The sequence below is a fragment of the Ochrobactrum sp. EDr1-4 genome (assembly GCF_049199085.1).
Lineage (GTDB): Bacteria > Pseudomonadota > Alphaproteobacteria > Rhizobiales > Rhizobiaceae > Brucella.
Map to the genome: position 1 here is coordinate 51,979 of NZ_JBLZOF010000006.1, position 14,215 is coordinate 66,193.

The window sequence follows — 14,215 nt, forward strand, 5'->3', positions numbered from 1 at the left end:
GATTCCAATTGGGGCATACGGACGGCCAAATGGCGTTTGTTCATCTTTCTCATCCGGAAAAGGCGCTGCTTTACGCGTCCAAGACATTGCTTGGGTGCCTGATCTGCTGGTTTGGACTTCAATGGGCAGGGGTTGATCATCCGATTTGGGCAGTGATCACGGTCCTCATCATTTCTGATCCGGATGTTCGTACCACGCTTGCGCTTTCACAGGCTCGGGCGATCAATACCGCTGTTGGATGCATGATCGGCATGGTCACGATCTGGCTGGTGGGCTACTCGCCAGTTGCAAGTCTGTTTGGTGCAGCGCTCACCGTCTTTGTGATCCTGATGATCGACCGCTATCCGGTGAACTGGCGTCTAGCGCCCGCAACGGTGGTGATCGTCATGGATGCGGGACGCTTTGCGCAAACGCGCAATGAGGAGCTTCTGCTTGCGCTCACGCGATTAATGGAAATCGCATTGGGTTGTGTGGTGGCAATTACTTTGGCCTGGATTTACACCAAGATAATAGAGCGGGTGAGGGCGCATCGACGCCCACCTCCGCCTCAAGCCGACGGTGAATAGCTCCGTCCGCCAAAGATTGCCGAACCCACGCGTACCGAAGTCGCGCCGAAACCAACTGCGGTCTCGAAGTCGCCCGACATGCCCATGGAGAGCTTTTCGACGCCTGCCGCACGGGCAAGCTTTTCAAGCAATGCGAAATGCGGACCGGGATTTTCATCGGCAGGTGGAATGCACATCAGACCTTCGATTGTCAGGCCATGTTCAGTGCGGCAGCGTTCGACGAAGGCAACAGCTTCTTTCGGGGGGATGCCAGCCTTTTGTTCTTCAAGACCGGTATTGACCTGCACATAGAGCTTTGAGCTTTTGCCCTGCTTTTTGATCTCGACAGCTAAGGCGGCTGCGATCTTCTCGCGGTCCACGGTTTCGATCACATCGAAGAGCGCAACCGCATCGGCGGCCTTGTTGGACTGCAGGGGGCCGATGAGATGTAATTCAATACCTGAATAGGCTTCGCGCAATGCGGGCCATTTGCCTTGCGCTTCCTGAACGCGGTTTTCACCAAACACTCGTTGGCCTAAATCTAACGCTGGGCGAATTTCGTCCGCATCGAATGTTTTGGACACTGCAACGAGCGTCACAGAGCCCTTTTTGCGATGCGCTTCTTTCTCGGCATTGGCAATCGCGGTCTTGACCGTGTTCAGGTTCGCACCAATATCTGACATGAAACTCTCGCTTTCAGGCTTTTAAGTCTGCAAAAACTTGACGCTTTCGCCAATACGTGGTGAAGGTCGCCATTAAATATCGACTCTCCTTATTGCATCACCTTCGTACGAGTAAATACGGTCATGGCATCCGAACGTTATAATCCGCGCGTGGCGGAAGCACATTGGCAGAAAATCTGGGAAGAAAACCAGACTTTCGAAACCGACAACAGCGATCCGCGCGAAAAATATTACGTGCTCGAAATGTTCCCTTATCCATCAGGGCGCATTCACATGGGCCATGTGCGCAACTATGCGATGGGTGATGTTGTCGCTCGTTACAAGCGTGCCAAGGGTTTTAACGTTCTTCATCCGATGGGATGGGACGCGTTCGGTATGCCTGCGGAAAACGCGGCAATGCAGAACAAGGTGCATCCGAAAGAATGGACCTACCAGAACATCGATACGATGAAGCGTCAGCTGAAATCGATGGGCCTTTCGCTCGACTGGTCGCGTGAATTTGCGACCTGCGATGTAGAATATTACCATCGTCAGCAGATGCTGTTCATCGATCTGTTTGAAAAAGGTCTGGTGACTCGCAAGACCTCGAAGGTCAACTGGGATCCGGTCGACAACACCGTGCTTGCCAATGAGCAGGTGGTGGATGGACGCGGCTGGCGCTCTGGTGCTCTGGTCGAACAGCGCGAACTGACACAGTGGTTCTTCAAAATCACCGATTTTAGCGAAGACTTGCTGGCTGGTCTCGATACACTTGACCAGTGGCCGGAAAAAGTCCGCGTCATGCAGAAGAACTGGATTGGTAAGTCGGAAGGCTTGCAGGTTCGTTTTGCACTCAATGCATCAACTGCCCCCGCTGGCTTCTCGGAAGTTGAAGTTTATACCACCCGCCCTGATACATTGTTCGGTGCGTCTTTTGTCGCGATCTCTCCAGATCATCCACTGGCAAAGACGCTTGCAGAAAACAATGCTGAGCTGACTTCATTCATTGATGAGTGCCATCAGCATGGCACGTCGCTTGAAGCGCTGGAAAAGGCTGAAAAGAAGGGCTTTGATACCGGCATCAAGGTTAAGCACCCGTTTGATGAAAACTGGGAGCTGCCGCTCTATGTCGCCAATTTCGTGCTGATGGAATATGGCACGGGTGCGGTGTTCGGCTGCCCGGCCCATGATCAGCGCGATCTGGATTTCGCCAATAAATATGCGCTGAAAGTGACGCCGGTTGTTCTGCCAAAGGGCGAGGACGCTGCGAGTTTTAGCGTTGGCGAAACCGCTTTCACCGATGATGGCGTGATGATCAATTCGCGCTTTCTGGATGGTATGACACCGGAAGCAGCTTTTGCTGAAGTGGCTGATCGTCTGGAAAAGATTGAGCTTGATGGCCGCCCGCAGGCTGCACGCAAGGTTCAGTTCCGTCTGCGTGACTGGGGTATTTCGCGCCAGCGTTACTGGGGTTGCCCAATTCCGATGATCCATTGCGAAAGCTGTGGCGTCAATCCGGTGCCGCGTGCCGATCTGCCGGTTAAGCTGCCGGACGATGTTGAGTTCGACCGTCCGGGCAATCCGCTCGACCGTCATGCTACATGGCGTCATGTGAAGTGCCCGAAATGCGGTGGCGAAGCGCGTCGTGAAACCGACACGATGGATACGTTCGTCGATTCGTCATGGTATTACACACGCTTTACCGCGCCATGGGAAAACGAGCCAACGGATCGCGCAGTTGCGGATCGCTGGTTGCCGGTTGATCAGTATATCGGTGGCGTTGAGCATGCGATCCTGCATCTGCTCTATTCGCGCTTCTTCACCCGTGCCATGAAAGTGGCTGGCCATGTCGGCATTGACGAGCCGTTCAAGGGCTTGTTCACGCAGGGCATGGTGGTGCACGAAACCTATAAGGCTGATGGCCAGTGGGTGGCACCTGCCGATATTCGCATCGAAGAATCAGATGGCAAGCGCACAGCAACCATGCTGGATACTGGCGCTCCAGTTGAAATCGGCTCGATTGAAAAAATGTCGAAGTCGAAGAAGAATGTGGTCGATCCCGACGACATCATCTCGTCTTACGGTGCCGACACTGCGCGCTGGTTTATGCTTTCCGATAGTCCGCCAGAGCGCGATGTGATCTGGACGGAAGCTGGTGCCGAAGGTGCGCATCGTTTTGTGCAGCGCGTGTGGCGTCTGGTTTCGGAAGCAGCTCCTGTTCTGAAGGATGTTGTTGCGAAGTCCGGTGCAGAAGGCGAAGCGCTTGCTGTTACGAAGGCTGCGCACAAAACGGTTCAGGCTGTGGGCGATGACATTGAAAAGCTCGCTTTCAACCGTGCTGTTGCGCGTCTTTATGAACTGGTCAACACGCTTGCAGCACCGTTGCAGCAGGTTGCATCTGGTAAGGCTGATGACCAGCTGAAGAGTGCAGTGCGTGAAGCCACTGAAATGCTGGTGCTAATGCTTGCTCCAATGATGCCGCATCTTGCCGAACAGTGCGTTACCGAACTGGGTGGGACAATTGCTGGCAAGCAAACGATTGCCGCAACTGCGCTATGGCCAAAATTCGATACAGCAATGATCGTGGAAAACGAGATCGTTATGCCCGTTCAGATCAACGGTAAGAAGCGTGGGGATTTGACAATCGCGCGCGACGCTGATCAAGCTACAATCCAACAGGCAGTGCTCGAACTTGACTTCGTCAAGGCCGCGCTCGAAGGGGGCACGCCGAAAAAGATCATCGTGGTTCCGCAAAGGATCGTCAATGTCGTTGCCTGATCGCTTCATGACCGCTTTTAAGAACTTCCGCGTTGCTTTCGTGGCACTCGGAGCTGCGGTTCTTCTTGCAGGTTGCACCGTGCAGCCGCTCTATTCGGGTGGCGGCAGCGCTGGCAGCACAATCGGTGGCAGCGTTACGCCGGATATGCGCAGCAAGCTGGCGTCGATCTCGGTCGAGCCGGTGAACGACATTTACGGTGTTCAGGTTCGCAACCGGCTGATTTTCCTGCTTTCGGGGGGCGCTGGCGAGCCTGCAAATCCGGTCTATAAACTCCGTCTTGGTCTGAGCAAGTCGGTTACGTCTTTCGTCAGTGTTGATATTGGCGATCAGACGGACCGCACGGGTCGTCCATCGGCTGGTACAGTCAATGCAACGTCGAATTTCGTGTTGTTTGACAAAGACGGCAAGCCGCTGAAAGCCGGTACGCGTACGGTAGGAGCATCGTTTGACCGTCCGCGTCAGGAATTTGCTAACCTGCGTGCAGAGCGTGATGCAACCAAGCGTGCTGCCGAAGAACTGGCCGAGCAGATTTATCTCGCCATCGCTATGCAGATGTCGAAGCTCTGAGCGAATGAGTTTGTTGAATTTCAAAAGGCGGCGCATCCTGTGCCGCCTTTTGCTTATCTGACAGAGGAAATTATGCGGCTCGTTTCATTTTCAGCAAAAGGCTATCGTTCGCTTCGATCCGTTCGGTTTGATTTGGGACAGGTCACGGTCTTTGTTGGTGAGAATGGTGCCGGGAAATCGAACCTCTATCGTGCGCTGCAATTGGTGAAAGCGGCTGCTGAAGGCACATTTTCAACTGAGATTGTGCGCGAAGGTGGAATGCAATCTGCCATGTGGGGCGGTGTCAGGCGCAAGCAGGAGCCAGCCCGAATCATTCTGGAAGCCCAGTTTGAAGATGAACGCCTTGCCTCGCGCCTGTCTTACAAGGTTGAGGCTGGCCTACCGCCTCCGGTATCGGGGGCATTTCCGTTTGAACCACAAATCAAGGAAGAGCAGCTCAATCTCGATACCGGGCGACGTCCGGTTGATCTGATGGATCGCAAGGGGCCTGCGGTGTTTGCACGTGACGGGGAGGGGCGGCGAACCGAACATCCAAGCCGTCTTCTGACGTCCGAGAGTGGGCTATCAGTATTGGGACAGTCCGGGCATTATCCGGAGATCGGTGATCTCGCGGCGCAAATGCGCGGCTGGCGCTTTTATCATGGTTTCAGAAGTGACCGCGATGCACCTGTGCGTCAGCCCTCAATCGCAGCAACCGCTGCCATGCTCGATGAAGACGGCAACAATCTCGCTTCAGTCTTTGCGACGCTCGCGCATATCCGTCAGGATACGGTTGATCTTGATGAGCTGATTGCAGATGCGCTTGAAGGCGCGAAGCTCGACATCCCCTATCCGCAAGAGACAGCTACGTTTGGTTTGAGTTTCCCAGCCTTTCCGCAGCGCGTATTTCGTCCGGGAGAGTTGTCTGATGGACAGATACGTTTGCTGGCTTTGGCTGGCGCACTGCTGTCCTATCGTCTGCCGCCGCTGATTGCTCTGAATGAGCCAGAGGCAAGCCTACATCCCGATATGATTCCATCGCTGGCGAAGATGATTGCGCGCGCCTCTGAACGCAGCCAGATTTGGGTGGTGACACATTCCGCACGGCTTGCCGAGGCGATTACCGAATATTGCGGTAGCAGGCCGATCCGTGTCGCCAAGCATGATGGCGAGACTGAACTTGGATAAACAAAAACGGCGGATCAGTGATCCGCCGTTTTGTATTTTAATCAGTGAACTGATTAAGCGATTTGCTTTAAGCGATCTTTTGGCCAGTCTTCGCCCAATCGGCGAGGAATGTTTCGAGGCCCTTGTCGGTCAGCGGATGCTTGACGAGTGCCTTGAGTGTTGCTGGCGGTGCGGTAACAACGTCTGCGCCGATAAGGGCTGCTTCCTTGACGTGGTTTACGGTGCGAACCGAAGCAGCGAGGATTTCAGTGCGGAAATCGTAATTGTCGAAGATGGTACGGATTTCAGCAATCAGTTCCATGCCGTTGACGCCCATGTCATCGATACGACCGATGAATGGCGAAACGAATGTTGCGCCAGCCTTAGCAGCGAGCAGCGCCTGATTGGCCGAGAAGCAAAGCGTCACGTTGGTCTTGTGACCATCGGAGGTCAGTGCCTTACAAGCCTTGAGGCCGTCGAGCGTCAATGGAAGTTTGATGCAGATGTTGTCTGCGATCTTGGCGATAACAGCCGCTTCCTTCATGATCTGCTCGTATTCTGTTCCAGCAACTTCAGCCGAAACCGGGCCCTTGACGAAGGAGCAGATTTCTTTGGTTACTTCAAGAATATCGCGGCCAGACTTGAGGATCAGCGATGGATTGGTGGTCACGCCATCAACCAGACCGAGATCGTTGAGTTCGCGGATTTCCTTGACGTCCGCAGTGTCGACGAAAAACTTCATAACAGCGTTCCTCCATAATGAGCGCGGGTTAGGGGATTTAAATTGATTTAAATCCGGCAAGGTGGCTTTTCTTTAGCGCAAAGCCGCGCCAAGGTCACGCTATCATGTCGAAAGATTCGCACGATATTTTGAGCCTCTTTGCGGAGCCCACCCAAAGCGTGGTGCCGGTGCTCGTACCCATGCCCGCAGAGCGTCCTTATTCTTATATGGTGCCGGCTGGAATGCATGTCCAGCCCGGTTCGATTGTGCGCGTGCCTTTGGGACCGCGCGAGGTTGCAGGCATTGTATGCGATGGCGCAACCGATGCGGTGGATTCCAAAAAACTGCGGGCAATTACTGAAGTTTTCGATTGTCCGCCTGTGGATGAGCAAATGCTGCGCTTCATGCGCTGGGCTGCAGATTATACGCTTTCACCGCCCGGAATGGTGGCGCGTATGGTGTTGCGTGCGCCTGCGGCCTTTGATCCAGAGCCGAAAGTACCGGGGCTTCGTTACAATGGTGGCGAGCCGGAACGCATGACCGGTGCGCGTGCTCGGGTCATGGAACTGGCGCGCGACGGGCTTGCCTGGACGCGTTCAGGCCTTGCACATGCAGCCGGTGTCTCGCAGACCGTTGTGGAAGGCCTTAAAACGCAGGGCGTGTTTGAGGAAGTGATGCTTCCGCCGCCTGCCGTTGTTGCTAAGCCTGATACAAATTATGCGCGCGCTACTCTTTCAGAGGATCAGCAGGCGGCGGCTGAAATGCTGGCCGAATCAGTTGAGGCTGATGCATTTTCCGTATCGCTGCTTGATGGCGTGACCGGATCGGGCAAAACCGAAGTTTACTTTGAAGCAGTGGCCAAGGCGCTTGATCAGGGCAAGCAGGTGCTGATTCTCCTGCCTGAAATTGCGCTGACGCAGCAGTTTCTTGACCGTTTTCATGATCGTTTCGGTTCAAAGCCTGCCGAGTGGCATTCTGATCTTGCACCCCGCACGCGGGAACGCGTCTGGCGACAAGTGACAGAAGGCATCGTTCGGGTGGTTGCCGGTGCGCGCTCGGCATTGTTTTTGCCGTTTAAAGAGCTTGGCCTGATCGTGGTCGATGAAGAACATGATCCGGCTTATAAGCAGGAAGATCGCGTTTATTATAATGCGCGGGATATGGCCGTTGTGCGTGGTCATATTGGTGGCTTTCCTGTGATACTGGCGTCAGCGACGCCATCGATCGAAAGTCAGGTCAATGCCGATCAGGGCCGTTACAAGCGAATCAAGCTCTATGGTCGATATGCAGAAGCGGCTTTGCCGACGCTGAAAACCATCGATATGCGGCGCTCACCGCCGCCGCCGGGACGTTTTTTGTCACCTGCTTTGACAGAAGCTGTGGGTAAAACGGTGGAACGCGGTGAACAAGCGCTGCTGTTTCTTAACCGGCGCGGCTATGCGCCGCTTACGCTTTGTCGGGTCTGCGGACATAGGTTTCAGTGTCCGCAATGCTCAAGCTGGCTGGTTGAGCATCGCTTTCGCAAGCAGTTGATGTGCCATCAATGCGGCTATCATGAGCCGGTGCCGGAAGCCTGTCCTGAATGTGGAACGCTTGATCATCTGGTCGCTTGTGGTCCGGGTGTTGAGCGCATCGCGGAAGAGGTCGCCGCAACTTTCCCGGATGCGCGAATCATTGTGCTGTCGTCGGATATGGCGGGTGGTGTGAAGCGTCTGCGGCTTGAACTGGACGCGATTGCCAAGGGTGAGGCGGATATTGTCATTGGTACACAGCTTGTCGCCAAGGGCCATAACTTTCCCAACATGACGCTTGTTGGTGTAGTGGATGCCGATCTTGGCCTTGCCAATGGTGATCCGCGTGCCGCTGAACGCACATTCCAGTTGCTCAATCAGGTGACAGGACGTGCGGGACGAACAGGCCGCAAGAGTCTCGGGCTTTTGCAAACCTATCAGCCTGATCATCCGGTGATGAAGGCCATCATCAGTGGCGATTCGGAAGCATTTTATGCACGCGAAATCGAAGAGCGTGAGCGCAGTGTTCTGCCGCCGTTCGGTCGCCTTGCTGCCCTGATTATCTCAGCTGATAACCGGCCTGATGCGGAGAACCATGCACGTGCCTTGCGCCGCGCGGCACCGGCATCGCCGGAGATTTCGGTGCTTGGTCCGGCAGAAGCCCCACTTGCAATCGTGCGTGGGCGTCATCGTTTTCGCATTCTTGTGCACGGGACAAAACGCGCTGATATTCAAGGGTTTATCCGCGCTTTGCTGGCTGCGTCTCCCAAAGAACGCGGTTCGATCCGCGTGAATATAGACATTGATCCGCAAAGCTTCTTGTGATTTCCAAGTCTATGGAAACGTATCGGTTTTTTCGCTATTACGGCTAAAACCACGAGGATAATATCTGATGGAATTCTATCTTCCTGCGACAACCGGCGAATGGCTTGCATGGAGTGCGGCAGTCGTGACAGCGCTGGCTGGTGTCGTCATGTTGTTTGCGCCCGGCATCACGATGAAGCTGTTGCGTCTTCAGCCGATCAATGCGCGCCCTGAAGCTTTTAGTTCCATTCGTGCTGTTCTGGCTGGTCCATATTTGGGTGTAGGCCTGGGTTGTCTGATTTTTGCACAGCCATTTTTGTGGGTGGTTTTAGGGGCTGTTTGGGGATTTGCGCTGTTCGGGCGCTTCATTTCGATGATGTCGGATAAGGGCGCAACTTTTTATAGTATCATCGCCGCTGGGGTCGAATTTGCACTTGCTGCCGGAGCCTTGCTTTACGCTTTTGGCTTTATCGACTGAAGTTGGATTGCTGCGCTAAAAAGCATCCTGCTTGATTAGTGAGCTTCGTTAGTAGTTTTCTAACCTAAAATAGCGGCAAAACTTACACAAAAGTGCGGGATTCGCGTGTTGCGAGTCCGGTTCGTCTATGCTAGACGGCAATCACATTTCGGTGTTGTCGCGCTCGCGCGTCAGGGGTTCCCCGGAAACATTCAATAAAATCATCTGCTTGGGCCATTTGGTCCTGCTGAACTCCCAAAAAGATGGTTTCAACGTAGAGAGCAGGTTGTTCGTGGCAGAAACGTCTTCGCTCATTTCAGGTGTCGCACAGCGCTACGCCGGATCGTTATTCGAGCTTGCTCTCGATGCGAATTCCGTTGCTGCTGTGGAAAAAGATCTTGGCCGTTTCGAGGCGCTTCTGAGCGGAAGCGAAGACCTGAAGCGTCTGATTTCCAGCCCGGTCTTCAATGCTGAGGACCAGCTTCACGCCATTGGCGCGATTGCTGATAAGGCTGGTATCACTGGTCTGGTTGGCAATTTCCTGCGCGTCGTGGCGTCTAATCGCCGCCTTTTCGCGTTGCCTGGCATTATCGCCGCTTTCCGTGCGATTGCAGCCGAACATCGCGGTGAGGTTTCCGCTGATGTTATTTCTGCGCATGAATTAACTGCTGCACAGCAGAACGAATTGAAGGCAACGCTGAAGAGCGTCGCCGGCAAGGACGTGACGATCAATGTCACCGTCGATCCTTCGATCCTCGGCGGGCTTGTCGTCAAAATGGGTTCGCGTCAGATCGACACGTCCCTTCGCACAAAACTTTCTTCTCTCAAGCTTGCACTGAAAGAGGTCGGCTGATGGACATCCGCGCCGCGGAAATTTCCGCTATCCTGAAAGAGCAAATCAAGAACTTCGGCAAGGAGGCTGAGGTCTCCGAAGTCGGTCAGGTTCTGTCCGTTGGCGACGGTATCGCCCGCGTTTACGGTCTGGACAATGTTCAGGCTGGCGAAATGGTCGAATTCCCTGGTGGTATTCGCGGCATGGCGCTTAACCTCGAAACCGACAATGTCGGTGTGGTTATTTTCGGTGCCGACCGTGACATCAAGGAAGGCGACGTCGTCAAGCGTACCGGCGCGATCGTTGACGTTCCAGTCGGTCCAGGCCTGCTCGGACGCGTTGTCGATGCTCTCGGCAACCCAATCGATGGCAAAGGCCCAATCGTTGCTACTGAACGTCGCCGCGTCGACGTTAAGGCACCGGGCATCATTCCGCGTAAGTCGGTTCATGAGCCAATGTCGACCGGCCTCAAGGCTGTTGACGCTCTGATCCCTGTTGGTCGTGGTCAGCGCGAGCTGGTCATTGGTGACCGTCAGACCGGTAAAACCGCGATCATTCTCGATACCTTCCTGAACCAGAAGCCAATCCACGACAATGGCCCGGACAGCGAAAAGCTTTATTGCGTTTACGTTGCTATCGGCCAGAAGCGTTCGACTGTTGCTCAGTTCGTTAAGGTTCTCGAAGAACGCGGCGCTCTTGAATATTCCGTCGTGATCGCGGCTACCGCTTCCGATCCGGCTCCGATGCAGTACCTTGCACCATTCGCAGGTTGCGCTATCGGTGAATATTTCCGTGATAATGGCCAGCACGCTCTGATCGGCTATGACGATCTTTCCAAGCAGGCTGTTGCTTATCGTCAGATGTCGCTTCTGCTTCGTCGTCCTCCGGGCCGTGAAGCTTACCCAGGCGACGTTTTCTACCTTCACTCGCGTCTTCTTGAGCGCGCTGCGAAGCTCAACGACGAAAACGGCGCTGGTTCGCTGACGGCTCTGCCAGTCATCGAAACGCAGGGTAACGACGTTTCCGCGTTCATTCCGACCAACGTGATCTCGATCACTGACGGCCAGATCTTCCTCGAAACCAACCTGTTCTATCAGGGTATCCGTCCGGCTGTTAACGTCGGTCTGTCGGTTTCGCGCGTTGGTTCGTCCGCTCAGATCAAGGCCATGAAGCAGGTTGCTGGTTCGATTAAGGGTGAACTTGCCCAGTATCGTGAAATGGCAGCATTTGCTCAGTTCGGCTCGGATCTTGATGCTTCGACACAGCGTCTGCTTAACCGCGGTGCACGTCTGACCGAACTTCTCAAGCAGCCACAGTTCTCGCCGCTTAAGACGGAAGAACAGGTTGCCGTGATTTACGCTGGCGTGAATGGTTATCTTGATAAGATCGCCGTCAACCAGGTTGGCAAGTTCGAAGCAGGTCTTCTTTCCTCGCTGCGCACCGAGCACAAAGATGTTCTCGACGCGATCCGCGACGAAAAGGCACTCACCGACAACATCAAAGCAAAGCTCAAGGCAGCGGTCGACGCGTTCGCCAAGTCTTTTGCTTGAACTTTGTGACGGGATGAACGGATGCCTTCACTAAAGGATCTGAGAAACCGTATCGCCTCGGTCAAGGCGACGCAGAAAATCACCAAAGCGATGCAGATGGTCGCCGCGGCGAAGCTGCGCCGTGCCCAGGAAGCTGCGGAGGCCGCACGGCCTTACTCGCAGCGCATGGGCGCCGTTCTCGCTAACATCGCGCAGAACGTGAGCGGTGAAGATGCACCGGCTTTGATGGCTGGTACAGGTAAAGACGACGTGCATTTGCTCGTCGTCGCTACTGCGGAACGTGGCCTTTGCGGCGGTTTCAACTCGCAGATTGCGCGTTATGCGCGTGATCATGCCCGCAAGCTCCTCGCTGAAGGCAAGACAGTCAAGATTCTGACGATTGGCAAAAAAGGTGCAGATATTCTGCGTCGCGAATTTGCTTCGTTGATTGTTGACCATGTCAATCTGCGTGAAGTCAAACAGCTTGCTTTTGTGCATGCCGACCAGATCGGCCACAAGATCATCGAACTGTTTGAACAGGGCGCATTTGATGTCTGCACACTGTTCTATTCCGAGTTCAAGTCGGTGATTGCACAGATCCCAACTGCACAGCAGCTTATTCCGGCTTCGGCTGGTGCGACTGAGCAGGCAGGAACTGCAGGCGATGCGATTTATGAGTACGAACCTGATCCTGCGGAGATCCTGAGCACCCTGATCCCGCGCAACATTTCGGTCCAGATTTTCCGCGCTCTGCTGGAAAATGTGGCGGGCGAAATGGGCGCGAAGATGAGCGCGATGGACAATGCAACGCGCAACGCCGGTGACATGATCAACAAGTTGTCGATCACGTATAACCGTCAGCGTCAGGCTCAGATCACCAAAGAGCTCATTGAAATCATTTCGGGCGCGGAAGCGCTTTAGAGTTAAGGTTCATCGCATGAATTTTCCCGAAAGGTCTGCAACTTTTCGGGATCATGCTAACGGAAGGTAAAGGATCGATGGCAAAAGCAGCGACCCCGAAAACTACCGCCGCGGCCGAAGCGACGCCAGCAGCGGCAAAAGCTCCAGCCAAGCGGGCTCCAGCTAAGGCAGCTGCTGCTAAGGCTGACGCAGCTCCTAAGGCTGCAACGACTGGCGCAGTAGGCAAGATCACTCAGGTCATCGGCGCTGTTGTCGACGTTCAGTTTGAAGATGGTCAGCTTCCGCTGATCCTCAACGCTCTGGAAACTGACAATCTCGGCAACCGTCTGGTTCTCGAAGTTGCTCAGCATCTGGGCGAAAACACCGTTCGCACGATTGCTATGGACTCGACCGAAGGTCTGGTTCGTGGTCACGAAGTACGCGACACGGGCAACCCGATCATGGTTCCGGTTGGCGAAGAAACGCTTGGCCGCATCATGAACGTTATTGGTGAGCCAGTTGACGAAGCAGGTCCAATCAAGACCACTGCACGTCGCGCGATCCACCAGGAAGCTCCTGAGTACATCGAACAGTCGACCGAAGCTGAAATCCTCGTAACGGGCATTAAGGTTGTTGACCTTCTCGCTCCTTACGCAAAGGGTGGTAAGATTGGTCTGTTCGGCGGTGCGGGCGTTGGTAAGACCGTTCTCATCATGGAACTGATCAACAACGTGGCTAAGGCGCACGGCGGTTACTCGGTATTCGCAGGCGTTGGTGAACGTACCCGTGAAGGTAACGATCTCTACCACGAAATGATCGAATCGGGCGTTAACAAGCTCGGTGGCGGTGAAGGCTCCAAAGCCGCACTCGTTTACGGTCAGATGAATGAGCCACCAGGTGCGCGCGCTCGTGTTGCTCTGTCGGGTCTGACGGTTGCTGAAAACTTCCGTGATAAGGGCCAGGACGTTCTTTTCTTCGTGGATAACATCTTCCGCTTTACGCAGGCTGGTTCGGAACTTTCGGCTCTTCTTGGCCGTATTCCATCCGCTGTGGGTTATCAGCCAACGCTGGCAACCGACATGGGCCAGATGCAGGAACGCATCACCACCACGACCAAGGGTTCGATTACTTCGGTTCAGGCAATTTACGTACCTGCCGACGATTTGACCGATCCTGCACCAGCAACGTCGTTCGCCCACTTGGATGCGACCACCACGCTGAACCGTTCGATCGCTGAAAAGGGTATTTACCCGGCTGTGGATCCACTTGAATCCACATCGCGTATGCTCGATCCAATGATCGTTGGTGAAGAACACTACAATGTTGCACGTCAGGTTCAGTCGATCCTTCAGCGCTACAAGTCCCTTCAGGACATCATCGCCATCCTCGGCATGGACGAACTGTCGGAAGAAGATAAGCTGACTGTTGCGCGCGCTCGTAAGATCGAACGCTTCCTGTCGCAGCCGTTCTTCGTTGCTGAAGTGTTCACTGGTTCGCCAGGTAAGCTTGTTGCGCTTGAAGACACCATCAAGGGCTTCAAGGGCCTTTGCGCAGGTGAATACGATCATCTTCCAGAACCGGCCTTTTACATGGTTGGCTCGATTGAAGAAGCGATCGAAAAGGCGAAGAAGCTGGCTGCTGAAGCTGCTTAATGAATTGAATTTTCGGCGGGTTTTAAAGCCCGCCGAAAATGCCTGTTCATTTGTTTGAGTATGATCTTTTATTGAAGCTTTTTTGTCTTCGGGATCAGGCTCCAGAAATT

At 54.3% G+C, this 14,215-nt stretch carries 12 protein-coding genes; 10 read left to right on the forward strand and 2 right to left on the reverse strand.

From position 1 onward, the window contains the following. Positions 1-29: 29 nt before the first annotated feature. A complete protein-coding gene (locus ACOZHT_RS17615; protein WP_339514564.1) occupies positions 30-566 on the forward strand; it encodes an FUSC family protein in 537 nt (178 codons plus the stop codon). Here the strand turns inward: ACOZHT_RS17615 and ACOZHT_RS17620 are convergent. Beyond that, complete coding sequence (locus ACOZHT_RS17620; RefSeq protein WP_339514566.1) at positions 548-1,228, reverse strand: YggS family pyridoxal phosphate-dependent enzyme; 681 nt, start codon at positions 1,226-1,228, stop codon at positions 548-550. The two genes, ACOZHT_RS17615 and ACOZHT_RS17620, sit on opposite strands and share 19 nt — an antisense overlap. 123 nt (positions 1,229-1,351) lie before the next feature. Between ACOZHT_RS17620 and leuS the strand changes: the two genes are divergently transcribed. The 3 genes from leuS to ACOZHT_RS17635 all read left to right on the forward strand — a co-directional run bounded on the left by leuS (position 1,352) and on the right by ACOZHT_RS17635 (position 5,720). Continuing rightward, positions 1,352-3,985 carry a leucine--tRNA ligase gene (leuS, locus tag ACOZHT_RS17625; protein WP_339514568.1) on the forward strand — a complete coding sequence of 878 codons (2,634 nt, stop codon included), beginning with the start codon at positions 1,352-1,354 and terminating at the stop codon, positions 3,983-3,985. After that, the gene (gene lptE / locus ACOZHT_RS17630) at positions 3,972-4,553 is read left to right on the forward strand and encodes an LPS assembly lipoprotein LptE (RefSeq protein WP_339514570.1); all 582 of its coding nucleotides are present in this window, start codon (positions 3,972-3,974) and stop codon (positions 4,551-4,553) included. The genes leuS and lptE overlap by 14 nt, the downstream gene beginning before the upstream one ends. Before the next feature lie 72 nt (positions 4,554-4,625). Then, positions 4,626-5,720, forward strand: coding sequence for an AAA family ATPase (locus tag ACOZHT_RS17635; RefSeq protein WP_339514572.1), 1,095 nt, complete (start codon positions 4,626-4,628; stop codon positions 5,718-5,720). 67 nt (positions 5,721-5,787) lie between these two features. On the opposite strand, the gene fsa is transcribed toward ACOZHT_RS17635, so the two are convergent. After that, positions 5,788-6,441, reverse strand: a complete 654-nt coding sequence (gene fsa, locus ACOZHT_RS17640) for a fructose-6-phosphate aldolase (protein ID WP_007876832.1) — start codon at positions 6,439-6,441, stop codon at positions 5,788-5,790. A gap of 104 nt (positions 6,442-6,545) precedes the next feature. On the opposite strand from fsa, the gene ACOZHT_RS17645 reads away from it, so the two are divergent. From ACOZHT_RS17645 to atpD, 6 genes are all read left to right on the forward strand, one after another. Beyond that, on the forward strand, positions 6,546-8,756 hold the full coding sequence (locus ACOZHT_RS17645) for a primosomal protein N' (RefSeq protein WP_339514574.1): 2,211 nt from the start codon (positions 6,546-6,548) through the stop codon (positions 8,754-8,756). A gap of 67 nt (positions 8,757-8,823) precedes the next feature. Continuing rightward, the gene (locus ACOZHT_RS17650; protein ID WP_421566181.1) at positions 8,824-9,213 is read left to right on the forward strand and encodes a DUF4345 domain-containing protein; all 390 of its coding nucleotides are present in this window, start codon (positions 8,824-8,826) and stop codon (positions 9,211-9,213) included. Between the two features lie 271 nt (positions 9,214-9,484). Then, entirely contained in the window at positions 9,485-10,045 is a 561-nt protein-coding gene (locus ACOZHT_RS17655; protein WP_339514578.1) for a F0F1 ATP synthase subunit delta, read from the forward strand. Further along, positions 10,045-11,574 (forward strand): F0F1 ATP synthase subunit alpha, encoded by a 1,530-nt coding sequence (atpA, locus tag ACOZHT_RS17660; protein ID WP_007876822.1) that lies wholly within the window; start codon positions 10,045-10,047, stop codon positions 11,572-11,574. The genes ACOZHT_RS17655 and atpA overlap by 1 nt, the downstream gene beginning before the upstream one ends. A 21-nt stretch (positions 11,575-11,595) precedes the next feature. Then, a complete protein-coding gene (locus ACOZHT_RS17665; RefSeq protein ID WP_339514580.1) occupies positions 11,596-12,474 on the forward strand; it encodes a F0F1 ATP synthase subunit gamma in 879 nt (292 codons plus the stop codon). 77 nt (positions 12,475-12,551) lie between these two features. Continuing rightward, positions 12,552-14,105, forward strand: a complete 1,554-nt coding sequence (gene atpD / locus ACOZHT_RS17670; protein WP_339514582.1) for a F0F1 ATP synthase subunit beta — start codon at positions 12,552-12,554, stop codon at positions 14,103-14,105. Positions 14,106-14,215 lie beyond the last annotated feature (110 nt).

Coding starts and splice junctions, on each gene's coding strand:
- ACOZHT_RS17615 (WP_339514564.1), top strand. CDS start 30: ATGGCGTTTGTTCATCTTTCTCATCCGGAAAAGGCGCTGCTTTACGCG.
- ACOZHT_RS17620 (WP_339514566.1), bottom strand. CDS start 1,228: ATGTCAGATATTGGTGCGAACCTGAACACGGTCAAGACCGCGATTGCC.
- leuS (WP_339514568.1), top strand. CDS start 1,352: ATGGCATCCGAACGTTATAATCCGCGCGTGGCGGAAGCACATTGGCAG.
- lptE (WP_339514570.1), top strand. CDS start 3,972: ATGTCGTTGCCTGATCGCTTCATGACCGCTTTTAAGAACTTCCGCGTT.
- ACOZHT_RS17635 (WP_339514572.1), top strand. CDS start 4,626: ATGCGGCTCGTTTCATTTTCAGCAAAAGGCTATCGTTCGCTTCGATCC.
- fsa (WP_007876832.1), bottom strand. CDS start 6,441: ATGAAGTTTTTCGTCGACACTGCGGACGTCAAGGAAATCCGCGAACTC.
- ACOZHT_RS17645 (WP_339514574.1), top strand. CDS start 6,546: ATGTCGAAAGATTCGCACGATATTTTGAGCCTCTTTGCGGAGCCCACC.
- ACOZHT_RS17650 (WP_421566181.1), top strand. CDS start 8,824: ATGGAATTCTATCTTCCTGCGACAACCGGCGAATGGCTTGCATGGAGT.
- atpA (WP_007876822.1), top strand. CDS start 10,045: ATGGACATCCGCGCCGCGGAAATTTCCGCTATCCTGAAAGAGCAAATC.
- ACOZHT_RS17665 (WP_339514580.1), top strand. CDS start 11,596: ATGCCTTCACTAAAGGATCTGAGAAACCGTATCGCCTCGGTCAAGGCG.
- atpD (WP_339514582.1), top strand. CDS start 12,552: ATGGCAAAAGCAGCGACCCCGAAAACTACCGCCGCGGCCGAAGCGACG.